This window comes from Streptomyces lacrimifluminis (genome assembly GCF_014646095.1).
In the GTDB taxonomy this organism is placed as follows: domain Bacteria; phylum Actinomycetota; class Actinomycetes; order Streptomycetales; family Streptomycetaceae; genus Streptomyces; species Streptomyces lacrimifluminis.
Genome location: NZ_BMMU01000048.1, coordinates 1 through 19,858, shown reverse-complemented (window position 1 = coordinate 19,858; position 19,858 = coordinate 1). Strand labels below are relative to the sequence as shown.

At 69.1% G+C, this 19,858-nt stretch carries 16 protein-coding genes and 4 pseudogenes; 7 read left to right on the top strand and 13 right to left on the bottom strand.

The annotated features are described in order from the left end of the window. Window positions 1-63 precede the first annotated feature (63 nt). The 3 genes from IEY89_RS37360 to IEY89_RS37350 all read left to right on the top strand — a co-directional run bounded on the left by IEY89_RS37360 (window position 64) and on the right by IEY89_RS37350 (window position 2,827). The gene (locus IEY89_RS37360; RefSeq protein ID WP_189151984.1) at window positions 64-690 is read left to right on the top strand and encodes an alpha-ketoglutarate-dependent dioxygenase AlkB; all 627 of its coding nucleotides are present in this window, start codon (window positions 64-66) and stop codon (window positions 688-690) included. A 91-nt stretch (window positions 691-781) separates the two neighbouring features. Beyond that, complete coding sequence (locus tag IEY89_RS37355; protein ID WP_189151983.1) at window positions 782-1,522, top strand: MBL fold metallo-hydrolase; 741 nt, start codon at window positions 782-784, stop codon at window positions 1,520-1,522. 54 nt (window positions 1,523-1,576) lie between these two features. Then, complete coding sequence (locus IEY89_RS37350) at window positions 1,577-2,827, top strand: DUF4032 domain-containing protein (RefSeq protein ID WP_189151982.1); 1,251 nt, start codon at window positions 1,577-1,579, stop codon at window positions 2,825-2,827. Window position 2,828: 1 nt separating this feature from the next. Here IEY89_RS37350 and IEY89_RS37345 read toward each other — a convergent pair whose 3' ends face one another. After that, a complete protein-coding gene (locus IEY89_RS37345) occupies window positions 2,829-3,701 on the bottom strand; it encodes a universal stress protein (RefSeq protein ID WP_189151981.1) in 873 nt (290 codons plus the stop codon). A 62-nt stretch (window positions 3,702-3,763) separates the two neighbouring features. On the opposite strand from IEY89_RS37345, the gene IEY89_RS37340 reads away from it, so the two are divergent. Then, on the top strand, window positions 3,764-4,117 hold the full coding sequence (locus IEY89_RS37340) for a VOC family protein (RefSeq protein ID WP_189151980.1): 354 nt from the start codon (window positions 3,764-3,766) through the stop codon (window positions 4,115-4,117). Between the two features lie 499 nt (window positions 4,118-4,616). Here IEY89_RS37340 and IEY89_RS37335 read toward each other — a convergent pair whose 3' ends face one another. The 6 genes and pseudogenes from IEY89_RS37335 to IEY89_RS37305 form a co-directional block, all read right to left on the bottom strand. After that, window positions 4,617-4,766 (bottom strand): hypothetical protein, encoded by a 150-nt coding sequence (locus IEY89_RS37335; RefSeq protein ID WP_189151979.1) that lies wholly within the window; start codon window positions 4,764-4,766, stop codon window positions 4,617-4,619. 156 nt (window positions 4,767-4,922) lie between these two features. Next, window positions 4,923-5,675, bottom strand: coding sequence for a hypothetical protein (locus IEY89_RS37330; RefSeq protein WP_189151978.1), 753 nt, complete (start codon window positions 5,673-5,675; stop codon window positions 4,923-4,925). Window positions 5,676-6,512: 837 nt separating this feature from the next. Continuing rightward, a pseudogene (locus IEY89_RS37320) lies at window positions 6,513-7,520 on the bottom strand (IS110 family RNA-guided transposase); the annotation flags it as partial. Window positions 7,521-7,550: 30 nt separating this feature from the next. Continuing rightward, a complete protein-coding gene (locus tag IEY89_RS37315) occupies window positions 7,551-8,117 on the bottom strand; it encodes a Uma2 family endonuclease (protein WP_189151977.1) in 567 nt (188 codons plus the stop codon). Window positions 8,118-8,349: 232 nt separating this feature from the next. Next, window positions 8,350-8,785 (bottom strand): annotated as a pseudogene (locus IEY89_RS37310) (IS6 family transposase); the annotation flags it as partial. Window positions 8,786-8,974: 189 nt separating this feature from the next. Further along, window positions 8,975-9,226, bottom strand: coding sequence for an integrase core domain-containing protein (locus IEY89_RS37305; protein ID WP_229695654.1), 252 nt, complete (start codon window positions 9,224-9,226; stop codon window positions 8,975-8,977). Window positions 9,227-9,308: 82 nt separating this feature from the next. Between IEY89_RS37305 and IEY89_RS37300 the strand changes: the two are divergent. After that, window positions 9,309-9,434, top strand: a pseudogene (locus IEY89_RS37300) (LuxR C-terminal-related transcriptional regulator); the annotation flags it as partial. Between the two features lie 60 nt (window positions 9,435-9,494). On the opposite strand, the gene IEY89_RS37295 reads toward IEY89_RS37300, so the two are convergent. Next, window positions 9,495-9,632, bottom strand: a complete 138-nt coding sequence (locus IEY89_RS37295; protein WP_189151999.1) for a hypothetical protein — start codon at window positions 9,630-9,632, stop codon at window positions 9,495-9,497. 266 nt (window positions 9,633-9,898) lie between these two features. Further along, window positions 9,899-10,422: pseudogene (locus tag IEY89_RS37290) on the bottom strand (replication-relaxation family protein). Between the two features lie 1,070 nt (window positions 10,423-11,492). Here IEY89_RS37290 and IEY89_RS37285 point away from each other — a divergent pair. Next, window positions 11,493-13,520, top strand: a complete 2,028-nt coding sequence (locus IEY89_RS37285; protein WP_229695653.1) for a polyprenyl synthetase family protein — start codon at window positions 11,493-11,495, stop codon at window positions 13,518-13,520. A gap of 60 nt (window positions 13,521-13,580) precedes the next feature. Here the strand turns inward: IEY89_RS37285 and IEY89_RS37280 are convergent, their stop codons facing one another. The 3 genes from IEY89_RS37280 to IEY89_RS37270 all read right to left on the bottom strand — a co-directional run bounded on the left by IEY89_RS37280 (window position 13,581) and on the right by IEY89_RS37270 (window position 16,228). Beyond that, window positions 13,581-14,396 carry an ABC transporter permease gene (locus IEY89_RS37280; protein WP_189151975.1) on the bottom strand — a complete coding sequence of 272 codons (816 nt, stop codon included), beginning with the start codon at window positions 14,394-14,396 and terminating at the stop codon, window positions 13,581-13,583. An 8-nt stretch (window positions 14,397-14,404) separates the two neighbouring features. Next, on the bottom strand, window positions 14,405-15,010 hold the full coding sequence (locus tag IEY89_RS37275) for an ABC transporter ATP-binding protein (protein WP_189151974.1): 606 nt from the start codon (window positions 15,008-15,010) through the stop codon (window positions 14,405-14,407). Between the two features lie 357 nt (window positions 15,011-15,367). Continuing rightward, on the bottom strand, window positions 15,368-16,228 hold the full coding sequence (locus IEY89_RS37270) for a terpene synthase family protein (RefSeq protein ID WP_229695652.1): 861 nt from the start codon (window positions 16,226-16,228) through the stop codon (window positions 15,368-15,370). Window positions 16,229-16,891: 663 nt separating this feature from the next. Here IEY89_RS37270 and IEY89_RS37265 point away from each other — a divergent pair. Next, window positions 16,892-18,232, top strand: a complete 1,341-nt coding sequence (locus IEY89_RS37265; protein WP_229695651.1) for a cytochrome P450 — start codon at window positions 16,892-16,894, stop codon at window positions 18,230-18,232. A 1,290-nt stretch (window positions 18,233-19,522) separates the two neighbouring features. Here the strand turns inward: IEY89_RS37265 and IEY89_RS37260 are convergent. Continuing rightward, window positions 19,523-19,843 carry a hypothetical protein gene (locus IEY89_RS37260; RefSeq protein WP_189151973.1) on the bottom strand — a complete coding sequence of 107 codons (321 nt, stop codon included), beginning with the start codon at window positions 19,841-19,843 and terminating at the stop codon, window positions 19,523-19,525. Window positions 19,844-19,858 lie beyond the last annotated feature (15 nt).

Genomic DNA, 19,858 nt, shown 5'->3' with positions numbered 1-19,858 from the left:
CCGATATTTCGTCACCCCCTCCAAATAAGAACACCTATTCGAATACGGGAGTACGCTGGTGGCATGGCCGCGCATCTCCAGGGCTCCCTCTTCGACCAGACCGACGAACTCCGGCTCGGCACACTGGCCGGAACGCGCCGCACACCGCTGGGTCACGGCGCCTGGATCGACGAACTGCCCGGCTGGCTCCGGGGAGCGGACGCCCTGTTCGAACAGCTGGCCGCCGAGGTCCCCTGGCGGGCCGAGCGCCGGCAGATGTACGACCACGTCGTGGACGTACCTCGACTGCTGGCCTTCTACGGCGAGACGGAGTCGCTGCCGCACCCGGTGCTGGCCCGCGCGCGGGACGCGCTCGGCGCCCACTACGCCGCCGAACTCGGGGAGCCCTTCACCACGGCCGGCCTCTGCTACTACCGCGACGGGCGGGACAGCGTCGCCTGGCACGGGGACCGGATCGGGCGTGGTCAGCGCGAGGACACCATGGTCGCGATCCTCTCCGTTGGTGCGCCGCGCGACCTGCTGCTGCGGCCGGTGCGCGGCGGTGGGACGGTGCGGCGCTCCCTGGGGCACGGGGACCTGATCGTGATGGGCGGCTCCTGCCAGCGGACGTGGGAGCACGCCGTTCCCAAGAGCGCGCGGGCCGCAGGTCCCCGGATCAGCGTCCAGTTCCGGCCGCGCGGGGTGCGGTGAGCCACAGGGCCGCTCGCCCCGCAGGGTTCCACTCCACCGCCGTCTGATGTGCTGTGCGTCATCCGGCAGTGAACTGCAGAACGGGAAGATCATGCGGGCAGACGTCCAGCAAGTCGCCGACGGCATTTACCTCGTACACGGAAGCAACACCAACTGGGTGATCCTCACCGAGGGGGACGCCGCCACCCTGATCGACACCGGATACCCGGGCGACCGGCAACTGGTCCTCGACTCGCTCGCGCAGGTGGGCAGTTCACCGGAGGCGGTCGCGGCGGTACTCGTCACGCACGCCCACAACGACCACATCGGCTCGGCCGAGTATCTGCGGGCCGCGTACGGCACGCCGGTGCTGACGCACGAGGCCGAAGTCCCGCACGCACGCCGGGACTTCCTGCATCAGGTGAGCGTCGGGGAGGTGCTGAGGAACGGGTGGCGGCCGGGTGTGCTTCCCTGGGCCGTGCACGCGATCCGCTCCGGTGGCACCGCGCAGGTCCCGGTCGCCGAGCCCCAGCCGTTCCCGGAGGTGCTCGACCTGCCGGGCGGCCCCGTCCCCGTCCACACCCCGGGGCACACGGACGGGCACTGCGCCTTCCACCTCCCGGACGCCGGGGTCGTGGTCTCCGGTGACGCCCTGGTCAGCGGGCACCCGACCGCCCGGCTCAAGGGCCCGCAGCTGCTGCCCGACATGTTCCACCGCGAGCGCGAGCGCGCGGTGGCCTCGCTGGACCTGTTGGAAAAGCTCGCGGCCGATGTCCTGCTGCCCGGCCACGGGCCCGTGCACCAGGGCAGCGTGCGGCAGGCGGCGGGGCAGGCGCGGGAGCGGGCCCGGTGAAGCCGCGCTCTACAGTGAGGTGACGATCACCAGCGGAACGAGAACGGTCGAGCCATGGCATTGCAGATCAGCGCCACCAACCCCGAGCACCCCGCACTGCTGCTCGAACTGCCGTGGCACCTCCCCCTGGAGGAGTGGCCCGACCACTACCTCGTTCCACTGCCGCGCGGAATCTCCCGCCACGTCGTGCGCTACGCACGTGCCGGCGACGAGGTCATCGCCGTCAAGGAGCTGGCGGAACGCCCCGCGCTGCGCGAGTACGAGCTGCTGCGGGACCTGGACCGGCTCGGCATCCCGGCCGTCGACCCCCTGGCCGTGGTCACCGGGCGAGCCACCGACGAGGGCGGCGCCCTGGAGCCGGTGCTGATCACCCGGCACCTCGGCGGCTCCATGCCGTACCGCTCGATGTTCGAGACGACGATGCGCCCGGCCACCATGCACCGCCTGATGGACGCCCTGGCCGTCCTGCTGGTCCGGCTCCACCTCTCGGGGTTCGCCTGGGGCGACTGCTCCCTGTCCAACACCCTCTTCCGGCGTGACGCGGGCGCCTACGCCGCGTACCTGGTCGACGCCGAGACGGGCGATCTGCACCCGCAGCTCAGCGACGGCCAGCGCGAGTACGACCTCGACCTCGCCCGCGTCAACATCAGCGGAGAGCTGCTGGACCTGGAGGCGTCCGGGGCACTGCACCCCTCCGTGGACCCGATCGAGTTCGGCATGGAGATCTGCGCCCGCTACCAGCGCCTGTGGCAGGAGCTGACCCGCACCTCCGTCTACCCGGCGGGCAAGTACCACTACATCGAGCGCCGCATCCGGCGCCTCAACGAGCTCGGATTCGACGTGGCCGAGATGCAGATCGAGCACTCCTCGAACGGCGACACGGTGACCTTCGTACCGAAGGTCGTCGACGCCGGCCACCATCAGCGGCAGCTGCTGCGGCTGACCGGGCTCGACACCGAGGAGAACCAGGCGCGGCGGCTCCTCGGCGACCTGGAGAGCTGGATGGCCACCCAGGACGACTACGAGCCCGGCGACCCCCTCGGCGCCAGCCCGGAGGTGCTCGCGCACCGCTGGGTGCGGGAGGTGTTCCGGCCGACCGTGCGGGAGGTGCCGCGCGAACTGCGCGGGAACGTGGACCCCGCCGAGATCTACCACCAGCTCCTGGAACACCGCTGGTACCTGTCCGAGCGGGCGCAGCACGACATCGGGCTGGACGAGGCGGTCAATGACTACATCGTGAACATCCTGCCCAAGGCCCGCCAGGCGCTGCCGCTGCCGACGGACGAGGCGGCGCCGCCCGTCTGAGTCACCCGTGCGGGACCACGGCCACCGGGCAGTGCGCGTGGTGCAGTACACCGTGGGCGACCGAGCCGATCCGCGCGCCCACGGCCGAGCGGCGGGCGCGCCGCCCGACGACCAGGAGCTGCGCCCGCGAGGCCACCGACAGCAGTACCTCCCCCGCGCTGCCCATCTCCACGTGCTGGGTGACAGGTACGTCGGGGAAGCGCTCGCGCCACGGTTCCAGCGCGGCGGCCAGCGCGTTCTTCTCGTACGGTTCCAGGCCGCCGGCCTCGTCGAGGAGCTTCAGCGAGCCCGGGCTGTACGCGAACACCGGCGGCAGGCTCCATGCCCGTACGGCGTGGACGGCGGCGCCCCGTGCCGCCGCGGCCTCGAAGGCGAACCGCAGGGCCGGCGCGCTCTCCTCCGGGTCGCCGTGCTGCCCCACGACGACCTCACGCCCGGCGGCCTCGTCGGAGGCGCGGTCCTCCGCGCGGACGAGGACGACGGGCCGTGCGGACTCGGCGATCACGTGCTGCCCGACGGAACCGAGGAGGAACCCGACGAGAGCCCCATGCCCACGGGAGCCGAGAACCAGCATCTCGGCCTGTGCCGCGGCCTCGGCGAGCGAGTGTGCCGTGCCGCCCTCGACCACGTCGACGGTCAGGTCCAGCTCCGGATGACGTTCGGCGACGCTCCGCGCTGCCTCGTCCACGCCCTCCCGCACCCACTGGTCGTGGGTCTCCCGGCTCGCCGCCCCGAACGCCTGGTCCGGCACCAGCTCCCAGGCGTGCACCACCCGCAGCGCGAGGTTCCGCCGTACGGCCTCACGGGCCGCCCAGGACAGCGCGGCATGGCTTTCGGGGGATCCGTCCACCCCTGCCGTGATCGGGCGCGTCATACGGTTCCTCCGTGTCGTGATCATGGATGCGTACCGGGCCCAGTCTTCACTACCCTGTCCGCATGGCATTGGAATGGGAACAAGTGATCGTGGACGCGGCGGACCCGGCGGCGCTGGGGCGCTGGTGGGCCGAGGCGCTCGGCTGGGCGGTCGTCGACGACTCCCCCGAGGAGTACGAGATCCGGCCGACACCGGACCAGATGCCCGGCCTCCTCTTCGTACGGGTCCCCGAGGCGAAGTCCGTCAAGAACCGGCTGCACCTCGACTTCCGGCCCGACGACCACCAGGCCGAGGTGGACCGGCTGCTGTCCCTCGGGGCGCGGCACGCGGACATCGGCCAGGGAGAGCAGTCCTGGACCACTCTGATGGACCCGGAGGGCAACGAGTTCTGCGTGCTCAGGGCGCGGAAGAGCTGACCGGCGCGAAGCGGGACGATCGAACATACGATGGGTCGAAGGCGGCGCGGCACCGGGCTGACGCCGCCCGGTGATTCCGACCGCTCGGGGTGGGAGACGTATGGCACAGGCCGCGGACGCGGCGCGGACCGTCATCATGACCGTAGACAAGCTGCCACGTCCGGCTTTGATCCATAGACGCAGGTCGGAGACATCACCCCAGGTCAGGGAAGTGTGCCGCACGGTTACACCCGTAGATCGAGCATAATCACGGCCCGCCCGCCTGCCAGGGAAGGCCGGGTGAACGAGCCGCGGCGCCTACGGATCACAAACGTCCAGGTCAGGGCCGGACAACCCGGCGGCGCAGTTCATTTTTGGCACCCCAGCCGCCGGGATCGTGCCGCGCGGAGCCCCGGTCGATCGACCGGCTGAGCGAGGACCGGGACAGCCGGGCGCGCAGCTCTGGGGGTCGCGTGGCGATCGCCTCCGCGCCGGGGCCGGCGGGCGGCTCGGGCTCGCGTTACGGGCGGAGTACGGCCTCCGGAAGCCGTCCGGCCTGGTTGAGGCGGGCGGCCTCGCCGCGCAGCCGCTGCGCCTTCTCCCACGCGCCGGGACGGCCGGGTTTGGCCGCCAGCTCACGCAGGCGCCGCTGGATCATCTTCAGGTTCATCCTCCTCCTCGTCCTCTCCGAGCGGTCCGAACTCCGCCTCGAATTTCGCTACTTCGGCCAGTACGGCCTCCGCGCCGTCCCGCTCCTGCCCGGCCGAGGGGCCCGGCGGGAGGGCGGGCCGGTCGACGGTGGGCGCGGGCTGAGGCTCCACAGCCGTCACCCGGTACCGCAGCCCCTCAGGGCCGCCCGTCGTCGGCCCGGTAGGGCGTGGGTGCAGCACCCAGCGGCGGCAGGGGCTCCGGCACGGTGAAGTCGCCCTCGATGGCGTGCAGGCGGGCGGAGGCGGCCTCCAGTGCAGACGCGCGCCTGTCGTCCGGCAGGGAGACGGCGTCCACTGCCACGAGAATGGCGGATCGCGTTGACCAGCAGATTGCTCAACACCCGGCTCATCTCAATCGCGGTCACGGTCATCTCCGCCTGCGACTCCGCCCGGCGCTCCAGGGCGATGGTCATGGCCTCCGGGGCGTCCGCGCCCTTGAGCTTGCGCAGGGACTCCTCCGGCCGCAGACACCTGTCCCACGCCCGGCCCCAGGCGTCCGAGTCCTTCTCCATCCGCGTGAGGGAGCCGTATGCCCGGCGGTACAGATCCTCCAGCCGGACCTCCCGCATGGCGATGAACTCGTCCGAGGCCCGCTGCGTTTGGGTGCGGAGCAGGAGCGACAGCCGGTCGTGCACGGTCGACTTGGCCAGGCCCACCTCCTGTGCGATGCGGCGGACGGTCACGCCCGCCGCAGCCATGCTGAGCATCACGTCGTCTACGTGTCCGCGCTCCGGCTCAGGCCCGGGGCCGTCTGTCCGGCCGGAGGACGTCTCGTCCGGCGGTGCGTTCATGATCAGTCTGGCCGAGGACGCGTGCGACCAGGTGGTGAACACGCTGGTCAGCCTGGCGCAGGTGTTTGGGAAAGGCATGACAAGGTCAATCCCGACCCCGGAGGCGCCGGCCAGTATGCCGCCCCGAGCCAGGCGGAGAGGACGGCTGGCGCCGTGCTGCTGCACGGACCGGCTGCGCGCCCAGATCGGCCGACGCGAGTCCATGGCTGCTGCTGCGCGACCGCACAGCGAAGCGCCTGTAACCGACTCACCAGCAGCAGCCACATTCAGGAACGCGCCAGTCGCCCGGGACGCCGGCGAGGCAGCCCTGCACCAGCCCGTACAGGCCGCGCGGAACCAGCCTGCAGACCAATGCCCAGCGAGGCCCAGACAACCCCTGCGACCCCGCTGGCGCTCCCCGGGGTGTCTCCGTGTGTGTGCTCAGGTCAGCGCAGGCCGTCTGTGTCGTCATGTTCTTCGCCGACTGGGAGTGGCCGAGGGGCATCCCCGGGATCCTCGTTGTAGGTAACCGGAGGATGCTTCTCGGAAGTTGAGCCTGAGCTGCTCTTCTGACGGAGCATCAAATAGGTAGAGGGCCAGTCAGCCGGCCCTCCTACCCGATTGATACGTCAGCGTCTCGCCATGGAGCAATGCTCATGACCTGTGGATCGGCCTCGGGCTGGCATGCGAAGGGCGTACCTTCCCAAATGACGGGTATTCCGAGCTGGCGTGGCGTCGGGCCGGCCGGGGTAGGGACGTCGGTGAGCTGTGCCAGGAGTTGGTCGAGGGCAGCTTGGCCGTCGTCGACGGCGGCGCGTTCGTCGTCGGTGAGGGGGACGTTGGCCAGCATCTTCTGCAAATTGTCCTTGGCCTCCAGCAGTTGGCCCCGGCTAGAGTCCTTGGGGGCCTCTATGTCCTTCGTCAAGCATGCGCTGGTCATGCGACGGCTGCTTCGGGGAGGCGGGGTTCGTAGAAGGTGCCGTCGCGGAGCATCGCGAACAGCACGCTGATCCGCTGTCGGGCGAGGCGGAGGAGAGCCTGCGTGTGGGTCTTCCCGCGGGCCCGGCATTTGTCGTAGTAGGTGCGGGAGGCGGGATCGTGCAGGGCGGCGAACGCGGACAGGAACATCGCCCGCTTGAGGTGCCGGTTGCCGCCTCTGGGCGCGTGTTCGCCGTGGATCGAGGTCCCCGAGGACTTCGTCGTCGGGGCGAGGCCAGCGTAGGAGGCGAGGTGGGCGGCGGTGGGGAAGCTGGTGCCGACGGTGACCAGCAGTACTGCGGCGGTCCTGACCGCGACCCCCGGCATCGAGGTCAGGACCTTGGAAAGAGGGTGGTCCTCCAGCAGGGCTCTGATCTAAGTCTCCAGGGCCCGGCGCTGTTCATGGACGGCAGCGAGGGAGCGGGCCAGGGACGGGATCACGACGTCGAGGGTGCCGGTCCCGGGGACGATGACGGTCTGCTCGTCGAGTGCGTCGAAGACATCGTCGATCAGTTTCTGGGCCATGCGTGGGGCTCTGGGCCGGATCACCTCGACCAGCTTGCGGCGTCCGGCTTTGTGCAGCGCGGCCGGGGAACCGTGGCGTTCCAGCAGCCAGGTCACGGCGGGGTGGTCCAGGCGGGGGCCGAGGATGCGTTCCAGGCTGGGGTGGAACTGGGTGAGCAGGCCGCGTATCCGGTTGGAGGTGCGGGTGGCCTCGGCCGCCAGATCCTGGTCGAAGCCCACGAGCACGGTCAGTTCGGCGGTCATCTCATCGGTCAGTTCCAGCGAGCGCAGCGTGTGCGGCATCGTCCGGGCCGCGTCCGCGATCACCGCGGCGTCTTTCGCGTCGGTCTTCGCCTCGCCCGGATACAGGTCGGCGATCCGACGCATCGCGAGGCCGGGCAGATAGGCGACCTTGCAGCCGGCGTCCCGGGCGACCGTGAGCGGGAGGGCTCCGATGGAGGCGAAGCCACTCCATGCTGAGCAGCACGTGGGTCAGATCTGGCCGAGGTCGATCTCTACCAGGAAGGGGGCCAACGCTTTGAGGATGCCGATGAAGACGTCTCCGTCCCGGTAGGTTCTCGTCGCGGGGTCGAGAACGTAGGTGTACACGAGAGGAACGCCTGTCGCGGCCTGCTCGATCCGCCAGTAGAAGCCGATGCCTGCCTTGGCATACTGGTCGACCTTCACGATCCGGTCGGTGGTTTCCGAGCCTGGCGACACCACTTCCGCGACCAGCAGCACGTGCTCAGGGCGAGTGGGGGTGATGTCGATCGTGTCTGCGCGGTACACGACGACGTCCGGACGGCGATTGGTGAGCGGGACGTCCTGGAGCCGGACGTCGAAGTCCGTGTCGGCGTTCCACTCCGGGCCCGCAGCGCCATCCAGGGCGTTCGCCAGAATCCGGGCCAGACGGTTGTGCCGCTTGGACGCACTCGGACTCACAACGACCATCCCGTCCACGATCTCGATTCCGGCGCACTGTTCCTCGGACCAGGACTCGTACTCCTCCGCCGTGATCTGCTCATGCATCCACGCCGGCGCCATCGTCTCGGCCGTCATGAAGCACCTCCCGAACACTGGACACTGTGCTGCGGGCCCGGTCCCGCTGGACTCAGCGTACTGTCTGCCGTCCGATGGGCACGCTGCTCCCCGTCACTCCTCTCCCCGTCGTCCGGTCTGGGGCACCGAAAGCTCCCGCACCACGTCTTCGTCAAAGCGTTGTCACGTTGTTGGGTGGGTAGGGCCTGGCGGTGTGGCGATGCATGGTTCAACGGGCCTCCGGGCCTGTTGCTCAGGCCGCTGTGGGTCGGCCGGTTACCTGGTCCCAGATCGTGAAGCGGATGGTCCTCTCAGCTCGGTATCCGGGAGCGGTCATCAGGTGGCGGCGGGGCCGGAAGTGGGGTGAGATGCCGCTGAACGCAGACAGGAACCGCTGGGCAGCGCCTGTACTGCGGAAGCCTTTCATCGCGCGTTCGCGCTGCCTGGTGGGCTGGTGGCGGTTCTCAGCCCGGTCGTTCATGCCCTTGTGGGAGCGGTACTCCCACAAGGGCATGACCTCACGGTGAGCGACGCCGTGAGAGCGGAGCTTGTCCGTGACGACTACCTGCGGCACTGCGCCCGCCGTCTTGAGCAGCTGGCGGAAGAAGGGCCTGGCCGCAGCCTTTGTCCCGGCGGTTCTGCACGAGGATGTCCAGCACCATGCCGTCCTGGTCGACGGCCCGCCACAGGCACGCACACCGCACGCACGTCTGCACACAAACAAACCCCCCTCCAGGTGTCAGGCGGGGGAGTCCGGCGGGGCGGTGTGGACGTCCTTCCTCGACCTGCCGAGCTTGGTCAGCACCCGGGCCACGTGTTTCTCGACGGTGCGCGGGGACAGGAATAGTGTCAATCCCCTGGTTCCGTAGGGACTTTGGTTATGCGGTCTGATCTTTCTGGCCGTGTCGCTCGCGCGCTTCGGCGATGATTCTTTCGAACTCCTCGGGCGGTAGGCCGCCGGCCGCGCTGTGCCTTCGTCGCGGGTTGTAGAACCCAGTGATCCATGTGGCGATCTTCGGGCGGGCCTCGGTCCGGGTCGCGAATTGCCGGCGGTGGATGTACTCGACCTTGATCAGCGAGTTGAAACTCTCCGCGGCGGCATTGTCCAGAGCGGACCCCACCCGTCCCATGGACTGCACCACGCCCAGGCGGTCACAGAGCTTGTCGTACGCCTCGGACGTGTACTCCGCGCCGCGGTCGCTGTGGAAGATCGTCGCGGCCAAGCTCCACCTCTCGGAGTCCACGGTCCGCAACTACCTCTCCTCCGCGATCGGCAAGACAGGCACCCGCAACCGGATGGAGTCAATGCGGGAGGCGCGGCAGCAAGGGTGGTTGTGACCCTGCTGCCGCGGCGGGGGTTGTGACCCCTGCCGCGCCGCCCTGCCCGCATCGCTCACCTCACCTCGTGACCTCCGCCTTCTCGTAGTTCACTCCGTCCGGTCCCAGGCACACGAACCAGTCCTTCGGGGAGCCGTCCACCTCGCGGATCAGGTTCTTGAAGTCGCCGGCCCCCGCGGGGCAGCCGACCTGTGGCACTGACCGCGTAGAGGCTGGCTGACATGAGTTCGCGTTGCCGGGCAGCTGCGTCAATGCGGGCCGATACCCGGGTGACAGGCAAGGCAGTGATCGCTGCTGCTGCCGCTGCAACGGCGGCCGCTCGCTCGGGCGGCATCCAGATTGCCGCGATGACTCCCGCCAGTCCGGCGATCCCGGCAAGCACGAAGCAGGCGATCCACAAGTGGACGCGACCTGCCACGATCCCTCCCCCGATGATCTGGAAGAACACATCCTGAAGGCTCGGATCAGCGCCGTCTAGACGTGCGGCCGATCGTGCCGCGGGCTCCCTCCCAGACGCGGTGCCCGGCGTAGCGCTCGTAGTCCCAGACCTCACGTGCGAGCCGGGCCTGCGACATGGTGCCGTTGTCGAGCTCGAAGAGGCGCACCTCGCTGATCTGGGTCGGCACGACGAGGACGGCGTCGGTGTTGAAGCTCAGGCCGGTCTCCTTGATGGCGTGGTTCACCTCCACCTGCCAGTCGGTCAGGCACTCGCGGTCGCCGGACAGGACCGTGTCGGTGTAGGCGAGGATCATGTCCGTCACCGCGACACCGTGCGGGCCGAGCCCGGCTCGAACGGCCTTCGCTCCGGTGCCGGCCTTCGGACGCAGCGGCAGTTCATTGCCTTCTGTCCCGCCACCGTCAGGTTCCAGATCTGGTGCTTGCCGTCCTTGCCGTTCGTCTCCGCCAGTCCGAGCTCCGCCAGTTCCTTCATGGCCCTGCGCACGTACGACCGGCCGTCCGACTCCTCCTCCGTGATCACCTCAGCCATCTGCCGCACCGTCGCTATCCGCACACACCCCAGCAACCGCAGCGCATCGGCCCTCACCTTCCCGGCCGTGGGAGTGGACTTCTTCCCCTTCGCTGGCACTTCAGGGGAAGGGAGAGAGGTGTCAGCGTGCCGGGAGGCCCCCTGGCGGGCGGTGTGAGCTGCGGTGATGGGCACGACGTTGGAATCGTTCGCGGCACTGGACGCGGCACTGCTTCCCGGGACCCCCGGCAGGTTCTCAGCACCCCTTGTCCAGCTGGGGCGCGGCTCAGGTTCGGGCTGCCGGGCGCTGCTGTACGTCATGAGAAGGCTCCTCACGCAGATGGCGCGGGACTCCGGACAGAATCCCGCCGTCACTTGCTAGAGGTGTCGAAAAAGCCGTCCGTGTGACCTCCGCCGGTTGCCGATACCAAGCCGTGATCGTCATGGACGGCCGGTGTGACGACGCAGCCTTGTTGGCGAGAGCCGGAATCGGTTGCCGCTGGGCAGACAGCTATACGCAACGTAGTTGGCAAGAGCGACGCAGGTTAGTCGGCGACCTGCTATCACAGATTGTGATCGGTCACGGCTGCTCTCGACGAGGCACCGCACCGACTTCGAATGGGACGGCACGCTACCCGCCCGCTTCAGGAACTTCAGGTCAGGGACGAGTGGTGATGTCGGTCGCCTCCGCCGACCCGACCGGGCCCCTCACGCTGACACTCATGGAAGCGGGCGGCGGCGGAGACGGATTGGAGATGCGCCATGTTCGGCGGCCGGCCGGTTCCGCAGGGGGAAGTGGCCGCGCTACATGGAGAGGTTGGAGAAGGGCTCACTGGCCAAAGTCACAGATCAGTAGATTCGGCCACTTCATGCGATTAGGTGGTTTAAGTCACTACTGTGCGCACACTGTCACAGGTTTCTGTTTCCTGGTGGCGAGACGCGGGGGTGGTCACAACGGGGAGCGGATACTGCGACGTCCTGCTGCTGCGTGTCGGCTGTCCTCCCGCTCGTTGAACACCGACCAGTGTCAGGAGCGCAGAATGCCACCCTCTGGGATTGACCCGGCCGTTTTTCCGTGTCTGGAGGCGGACTTGGACAGGGTCCGTGACGCTCTGGGACCAGTGCGTATCCAGGGCCGGCCCGAACTCGACGCGCTCACTCAGGAAGGGCCCGGTACGTCCCGTGGCCTGGTCCGTCCCACCCTTGCTCTGCTCTCGTACTACGTTCTTACGGATCCTTCGGTGCCGGCCGATGACCAGGCCGTGCGTGCCGCCGCAGCCGTCGAACTGCTGCACCTGGGCGCGCTCTACCACGATGACGTCGTGGACCACGCTCACGAGCGCCGGGGCCGCCCCAGCGCCAACGCGGTGTGGGGTGAGCACCTCGCCATCCTCGCCGGGGACTGCGTGATGCTCACAGGCCTCAACATGCTGGCGCAGCTCGGTCAGCGTGAAGTCATCGCCGGGACGATGGCGAACGAGCGGATGTGCGCCGGCATGGTGATGGAGGCGGCCGACCTGCATTCGGCCTCGCGCAGCGAGCAGGCATACTTCGACGCGATCGACGGCAAGACGGCGCAACTGTTCGCCCTGGCCTGCCGGGTGGGCGCGATGCAGGCGAACAGCAAGGGCGGCCGACAGGACAGCCGGCAGGAGGACCGGGAGGAGGCTCTGGCCGGGTTCGGCTGGCAGTTCGGGCGCGCCTATCAGCTGCGCGATGACATCCTCGATCTGACGTCCACGGCCGAGGAGCTGGGCAAGCCCGTCAACACGGATCTGTCCGAGGGCGTCTACACCCTGCCGGTGATCCGCGCGGCTTCCCGCGACCGCGACCTCGGCCGCCTTCTGGGCAAGGAGCTGACACAGGAGGAGGCCGCACGCGCCCGGGACCTCGTTCTCGCCTCGGGGGCTGTGCAGGAGGCCCAGGCGATGGCCGACGCGTACATGGCCAGGGCCACTGATGAGCTCTCCCGTCTTGTCGATCGCGCCCATGCACTTGATGGGCTGACGGCCTACGCGCAGGCCGTACTCGACCGGCCGGCTGCTTCCCGCCCCGTGACCGTTCCCCGCCAGGTCCGGCAGGCACCCCAGCCGCAGGACAGCACGCAGGCTCGGCAGGTCACGCAGTGGATGAAGGACTGGCTCGTGGACACCGGCATCGCCGCCACCCCGGCCGAGGCCGATCACCACCGGCTGACGGGCTCTCTGTCGATGATCGAGCGGATCCTTCCCCGGGTGGCGGAGGGAGCCACCAACGCCGATGGCAGCGACGATGGCCTCCTCGAGAGGAAGCGGACCAGCGCAGCCTTGGGCACGGTGTTCGCTGTGTGGGACGACCTGTTCGAGGATCCGCAGCTGACAGACCCGCAAGCCGTCACCGCACTGAGGGAAGGACTGGTGGCGACACTGCGCCAGGACCCGGGCAAACCCTGGACACCCGGCGCGATCCCGACGTCCTGGGCTCAGTTGTGGCCACGCCTGTGCAAAGGCAGGACAGCGCGATGGCAGGAGGCATTGCTCGACAACATCGAGGACTGGCTCCACGCCTGCGAGCGTGAGACGCGCCACCGCATCAGCGGTTACATTCCCTCACCGGCGGACTGGCTGTCTCTGCGGAGGTCGACCGGTGGATTCGAGGTCGGCATGGCGTGCTCGGAGATCGTGCAGGACCGGGAGATGCCGCCGACGGTGCGCAGCCACCGCATGGTCCGACGCCTTGAGGACCTCGGCTTCTTCGTCATCTTCGCTGAGAACGACATGGCGGGAGTGGACCAGGACGAGGCAGACCAGGTCCCCTACAACCTCGTCCGGGCGATCCGTCACGAGATGGGGTGCAGCCGCGCGGAAGCCATCGAGCGTGTGGAGCGCCAGGTGGCGGAGAAACGCGCCCAGTTCAACGCGGTATTCACGTACGTGCCCGTCCTCTTCCGCACGTTGCCCGGCCTCTCCGGCCAGGGCAACCGGTATGCGGCGATTTACGACATGCTGAAACTGTTCCTCGATATGCGGCAGGACGAGTCTGAGAGGTACCAGCCGCAGACCACGGCCGCGGGACCGGACTTGGAGCGTCTGCGTCGTGAGATCAGCCGGTACGCCGTCCCGGCCTCGTCCACGCGTTAGACGCCGGGGGGAGAGACACTCGGCGTCCCTGCGCGGGTTGCTTGCGCGGGGACGCCGCCCTCATCGATTTGCCGACTTCTTCAACGGAACCAGGTCGGTATCGGTCTGCCGGCCGATCTGCACGGTGGCTGTAAGAGCTGACCTGGTGCGCCGGTGGAAGGCCAGCAGCCCGAGGAGGCCGACGGCGGTAAACCAGGCCAGCTGAACGGTGAAGTCCACGGCGGGCACGGTGGAGGAGAAGCCCGCGGCTGTCGCGGCCTGCATGGCACCGTAGGAGGGCAGCCAGCGCACCATGTCGCTGTTCGCTCCGCCGCTGGCGAGGGGATTCTGCAAGCCCAGGTCCACGACACTGATCATCACAATGGCGAACATGCCCTCCACCTCGCGGTGCAGGAGCGTGCCGAGGGCGACGCCCAGCGTGCCGTAGGTCATCGCCGTGCAAAACAGCGCCGCGCCGAGCAGCACGGGCTGCCTGGGCGACCAGAAGCAGCAGATGACCGCGGTGGCGTAGGAACAGACCACCACTGACGCGATGACCAGGCAGGCGACCTTCGCCAGCCCCAGCGGAACCCGGTGGAACCCGGCCATGGACAGACGCCGGTCGAAGGCCCCATTGCTGAAGGTCGCCGCGAACATCATGAACCCGGTGATCAGCGTGACCCCGTTCAGCGCCCCGGTGATCTGGGTGATCTTGTCACCTCCGGCGGTCAGCACGTGACCGGTGCCGTGCAGCCGGAACTGCACCGGCTCCTTGGCGATGGCCCAGCCCGTCATCATGACCCACACCGGCAAAAACACCGCCACGAGCAGCATGGCGAACCGGTTCCTGGCGTGCTCCACCAGGCCATAACGCGTGGCGATCTTGAACAGCCGCATCCCCCGCCTCACCGCACGTCCTCCTGCCGTCCGTGCAGCACACCGTCCCGCAACCGCCACACCTGATCGAGCCGATCGGTGTCGTAGGCCAGATGCGAGACGACGAGGACCGATCGGCCGGCCACACGCAGGTCTCCGACCAGATCCCAAAACCGCAGGTACGTCTCCCAGTCGAAGCCCTGGTACGGCTCGTCCAGCAGCAGCACCTGCGGGTCGTGCATCACCGCGAGCGTCAGGTTCAGCTTCTGCCGAGTACCGCCACTGAGCGTCCCCACCAGGACGTCGGCGTACTGGTCGAACCCCAGGATCTCCATGACCTCCTCGGCCCGCCGCAGATCCGCAACGTCATAGGCCGCAGCGAAGAAGTCCAGGTGCTGGCGCACCGTAAACGCGTCGTTGAGCACCACCTGCTGAGGGCAGTACCCGAACCGCCCACCGTGCCGGACCACGCCCCGGTCCGGTCGCAGCTCCCCCGAAAGGATCTTCAGCAGCGTCGACTTGCCCGCCCCGTTCTCGCCGACGATGCCCACCACCGACCCCGCGGGCAGCGCCACGTCGATACCGCGCAGTACCCGCCGAACGCCGTAGGAATGATGGACTCCCTCTGCCTCCATCAACGCCCCCTCCCTCAGCCCCGCTGCAGGCCAGATGGATGTCCCTCAACTGCCAACGAACCAACAGCCGCAAGGAAACGTGACAAGGCGGGACCGGCCGTCACAGGAAGATGCCTGCGACGAGGGGATGGGCGGCGGAGCTCGGGGCGCGCTCACCGGTAGTGCGCACCATGCGTGGCCGCCGGGCGGGACTGCCGACGGGACGGTGGCCCGTGTCAGCAGCCGTCGGGGTGGAACCGGTGATGTGGTCGAGGCCGTGCAGGTCCGTGAGCTCCTGAGTGCAACCGCACAGTCGCGTCGCCGGGCTCCGTTCCGCGACGTCCAGCGCGCGCTTCCGAGGCTTGGCGGCCGGGAGGTTCAGGCGTCGAGGATGTTGTCGAAGTAGCCGGGGCCGGAAGGCGGCAGGGTCTGGTTGGTGTGGGTGTAGCGCAGCGTTTCGGTTTGCCAGGCGTGGTAGCCGGACATCCACGCCGTCATGACCCCGGCGTACCGCTCCACGGTGGCCTGCTGGTGGGGCTCGAGCCCGAGCTGGGCGCAGAGAGCCGGAACTTCGTCGGCGAGTTGCTGGAAGCGTGCGATGCGGGTGGTGACTTCGCGGCGGGCGGCTTCGACGGCCTGGGGGCGGGTGAACTGGTGGGTGTGTTCGAGGACCAGGACGAGGTTGTCCATGTCGCCTCGGGCTTCTTCCTTCTCCAGGGAGTACACGTCGTTGCACATCAGCGGCACGTCCATGGCGATCTCCCGCATCAGACGCAGCTGCGGGCTGTGGAAGGCGGCAGCGGGGACGTCGAGGTGGGCGGCCAGCTCGCCGCAAGAGATGGTCAGGGCCGTCCCGGCGATGCCCCGGCGGACCTGGAGGTAGGTGTCCATGTCAGCGGGTATGCCGCGCAGCCGGCCGGCGGCCTCGTGGGCCTGGGCTGCGAAGTAGTACTCCCACTCGTGTGCCACACGCGCCACCCACCCGGCGGGCGCACCCTGACGGCTGCGCTGCCACAGGCCGACGAACGCCCTCGCGCACGGGTCGACTCCCGGGCCCGGGGCGGCGCCGTGGACGATGTCGATGAGTTTCTGGCAGATGCGGGCGACCTTCTCGGGGCGGCGGGAGAGGGGGCCGTCGAGCTGGTCGTCGAAGACGAAGAAGAACCCCATCACGTCCGCGGCCAGGTCCAGTTCCGGGCCCTGGGCGTAGGGGAAGCCGTAGGCGGCCAGGCGGGGCATGTCCCACGAGACGTACCACTCCAGCCCGGCCTGGCTGGTGACCAGCCCCTGCTGCTGGACCCAGTGCAGGTTGCGAACGCGCGCGCCTTCCAGGTCGGCGCTGACGCGTAGGGGAAGGGCAGAGCGAAGTCGATGTCCTGCGGCATGCCGACCGTCCTCATCCGTGCGTGCGGGTCACAAAGGGCTTTCTGCTTGATCGCGTACCGCGGCCACGGCTGCTGTCACGCCAGCGGGAAGGGCATCGCGCCCCCAGCGAAGCCGAAGGACGCTGGAGTTCGAAAGAGCGAGAACGGGCCGCGGGGACGGCCACCGACCTGACCGGTTGGGCCCTTCCACCGGTCAGGCGGCCGAGCCATGGACCGTCGCGGCGAGGCCGGCTTCTGCGGGGCCCAGGGCGGCCTGGGCCCTCACCAGGGACGCAGTTCGTGAACCCCTCGGGCGCGGCCAGCAGGGCGGGTCGTGCTGTGGAGGACCGGGCCAGGGCGGCGGAGGTGCCAACCTGAGCGAGGCTGTGCGGGCCGCGGTCTCAGATCCTGCGTGGCCGGATTTCCACCAGTGCGGGGGCTCGTCGAGTTGGAACACTGGAAGCCGTTCAGATGTACCTCCAGCGCACTTCTCGGCTTCCTCTCGCACGCCCGATCCCCTTCTTCCGCAGGAGTGAGCATGGGCATGGTCCGCACGGCTCCCCAGGCCCCCGGTGCACTGCCTTTACTCGGTCACGGTCTGGCCCTGCGCAGGGACCCGCTGGCGTTCATGATGTCGCTGCCCGCCCACGGCGACCTGGTGCAGATCAGGGTGGGACCCGTGCGGGCGCTAGTGGTCTGCGACCCGGGTCTGGTTCAGCGGGTCCTGACTGACGACCGGACCTTCGACAAGGGCGGCCTGCTCATCGAGCGGGTCCGCGAGGGACTGGGCAACGGCCTGGGGACGTGTCCGCACGGCGACCACCGCCGCCAGCGCCGCCTGACCCAGCCCGCCTTCCACGCCCAGCGGATCCCCGCCTACGCCGAGGTCATGACCCGCGAGGCCGCACGCGCTGTCGACGGGTGGACCCACGGGCGGGACATCGACGTGCTCCCCGTGATGCAGGAGATCGCCGCCCGCACGACCATGGCCACAATGTTCGCCGACACCCCCGGCACCGACACCACCGCCGTGCTGGAAAGTTTCAACGTCTTCTCCCACGGCATCTACCAGCGGATGCTACTGCCCCACCCGCTCGACCGGCTGCCCCTGCCCGCCAACCGCCGCTATGACCAGGCCCGCGCGCACCTGCACAAAGCCATCGGCGCGATCATCGCCGACCACCGCGCCCGCGGCGTTCAGGGGGCAGATCTGCTGTCGATGCTCCTGACCACGTCCGAGAACGGGCAGCGCCTGACCGACGACGAAATCGCCGATCAAGTCATGTCGTTCTTCTTCGGCGGCATCGAGACCGTCGCCGCCACCCTGGCCTGGGCCCTGCATGAGATCGCCCGCCACCCGCAAGTGGAACAGCGCCTGCATGCCGAGGTCGACGCCGTACTGCCTGCCGGGGCTCCCGCTACCTTCGACCTGCTGCCCCGCCTCGCCTATACCGGCCGGATCGTCACCGAGATCCTGCGCCTGTACCCGCCGGGCTGGCTCCTGACCCGCATCACCACGACCCCCACCGACCTCGACGGATACCCGATCGCGAAGGGCGCCACCGTGGTGTGCAGCCCCTACCTCATCCACCACCACCCGGACCTGCACCCGGATCCGGAACGTTTCGATCCCGACCGGTGGATGGGCCAGAGCGCCACCGGCCGCAACGGCCTGCTGATCCCCTTCGGTGGGGGCGCCCGCAAATGCATCGCCGACACCTTCGGCGTCACCGAAGCCACCCTCGCATTAGCCACCATCACCGCCCGCTGGCGCCTCACCCACACCCCCGGCACAGACGTCACTCCCGCCCTCGTCAACCCCCGCGGACTACACATGCGCCCCACCACCCGCGAACCGACACGCACCCGAACCATGTAAGCACTGGGACCTGGCCGAACGGGCGCAAGCCTCGGCCAGCCGGGCTCCGCTTCCACGGGTTAGTTGGCAACCTGCGATCAGGAACCGTGATCTGCCTGTCCGAGGATTGTGCTGGCGTAGCCCGGCAGCAGGCCGTGGAGGTATGGGTAGAAGGGATGATCCGGACGTTGGTTCAAAAGCGAGGAGAGGACCGCGGCGTCGACCACGGCAACTCCCTGGACGGGTAGTGGCTGCAGGTCGGGTGCCAAACACCACTTGCTGCCGGTGAGGTGGGACCAGATCAGGGCGGAGAAGCCGGTGCGACCTCAGACGCCATCCGCTTATCGATCACGGGACGGTCTGGTCGAACAGGGTGCCTGATCGGGTGATGGTGCGCGAGTCGGCGCATGAGAGCAGTGCCTCTTGGTAGGTCGGGGGTGCGAACCAAACCGAGTACCAGGAGGCCCTGTTGCCGCAGTCTGTCGCTTCCGCGTGTGTGGAGGCCGACTGTGTCGATCCCGAGGAGCCTGACCCTGGCGATGCCTCCCGGCTCCTGTCCTTCGTCCTCGTCAGGCCCGGTGTACTGGGTCGGCAGCAGAGCCTGAAGGCAGCTCCGGCAGCAAGTGCTCAGGGCCGAGCTTCGGATCGACCTCCACGACCAGGTGGTCGGCGCTGGGATGAACGCGCGCGACGCCGACGGGGTGGGCGCAGTAGTCGATCGTTCCGCCACCCAGGAGCACGAAGACGTCGCCGACATCCTCCGGCAGATGGAGCCGTCAGCCTGGGCCAGGCCTTTGATGCGCACCCCGCACCGGCCGGTGCGCACCCGGTGCGCCTGACCATCGTGTAGTCCACGCCCGGGGACGGCGGTGGTGCGCACCGCGCGCATCCGGTGCGCACCACCGCCGGGCGGTGTACCGCGCCGCGCGCACCATGCGCCGCGCCACCCATCGCGGTGCGCGCCATCGTCTGCCCGCACTGCACGAGGTGCGCACCGGAATCCGGCCGCGCGCCTATATCACACACCCCTTGTCCGAGACCTGATCGGCGCCCGGGACGGAGCCTGACAAGGGGAAACGTGCCGGTAGCGAGGCTGGTCTAGGAACGACGGGCGCCCGGCCGCACCTGGTCAAGGTGCGGCCGGGCGGCGTGCGCACCGGTGCGGTGCGGAACATCGAGTGCGGTGCATCGTGGTGCGCGCGGGAGTGCCGGGCATCGTCGATGGTGCGCACCGGGTGCGGTGCGGGACATCGTGGTGCGCATGACGATGCGCAGCATCCGGTGCGGTGCGCATCGGATACGGCGAATCCGTCACCACAGCCATGCGGTGGAGTGCCGCACCCGGGACAGGGCGCGAGCGTCACGGCGGGCGGCGGCGTTCCCGATCCGGCCGTGCCGCGCGCGGGGCCGACGGGATTCTGTGGCGGCGAGGCGGCGGCGTCCGGCGTCCTGGAGCCGCCTGCGCTGCCTGCGCAGCTCTCGCTTCGTCTCCGCCTTCGACTTCGCCTTCCGGGGGCGCCTCCAGACCGGCTCCCAGGGTGGCGGCTCATCGAGGACGGCGGCCAGCTCCTTGGAGGCTTCGCGGACGCGAGCGAGGGCGTCCTCGAAGCTGGGTTGTTCCGGGGTGCTCATGCGACTCCTGGGGTC

Bases quoted from the DNA above. Each gene is read 5' to 3' on its own strand.
- IEY89_RS37360 (WP_189151984.1), top strand. From the start codon at position 64: ATGGCCGCGCATCTCCAGGGCTCCCTCTTCGACCAGACCGACGAACTC.
- IEY89_RS37355 (WP_189151983.1), top strand. From the start codon at position 782: ATGCGGGCAGACGTCCAGCAAGTCGCCGACGGCATTTACCTCGTACAC.
- IEY89_RS37350 (WP_189151982.1), top strand. From the start codon at position 1,577: ATGGCATTGCAGATCAGCGCCACCAACCCCGAGCACCCCGCACTGCTG.
- IEY89_RS37345 (WP_189151981.1), bottom strand. From the start codon at position 3,701: ATGACGCGCCCGATCACGGCAGGGGTGGACGGATCCCCCGAAAGCCAT.
- IEY89_RS37340 (WP_189151980.1), top strand. From the start codon at position 3,764: ATGGCATTGGAATGGGAACAAGTGATCGTGGACGCGGCGGACCCGGCG.
- IEY89_RS37335 (WP_189151979.1), bottom strand. From the start codon at position 4,766: ATGAACCTGAAGATGATCCAGCGGCGCCTGCGTGAGCTGGCGGCCAAA.
- IEY89_RS37330 (WP_189151978.1), bottom strand. From the start codon at position 5,675: ATGCCTTTCCCAAACACCTGCGCCAGGCTGACCAGCGTGTTCACCACC.
- IEY89_RS37315 (WP_189151977.1), bottom strand. From the start codon at position 8,117: ATGACGGCCGAGACGATGGCGCCGGCGTGGATGCATGAGCAGATCACG.
- IEY89_RS37305 (WP_229695654.1), bottom strand. From the start codon at position 9,226: ATGGGACGGGTGGGGTCCGCTCTGGACAATGCCGCCGCGGAGAGTTTC.
- IEY89_RS37280 (WP_189151975.1), bottom strand. From the start codon at position 14,396: ATGCGGCTGTTCAAGATCGCCACGCGTTATGGCCTGGTGGAGCACGCC.
- IEY89_RS37275 (WP_189151974.1), bottom strand. From the start codon at position 15,010: ATGGAGGCAGAGGGAGTCCATCATTCCTACGGCGTTCGGCGGGTACTG.
- IEY89_RS37270 (WP_229695652.1), bottom strand. From the start codon at position 16,228: ATGCCCCGCCTGGCCGCCTACGGCTTCCCCTACGCCCAGGGCCCGGAA.
- IEY89_RS37265 (WP_229695651.1), top strand. From the start codon at position 16,892: ATGGGCATGGTCCGCACGGCTCCCCAGGCCCCCGGTGCACTGCCTTTA.
- IEY89_RS37260 (WP_189151973.1), bottom strand. From the start codon at position 19,843: ATGAGCACCCCGGAACAACCCAGCTTCGAGGACGCCCTCGCTCGCGTC.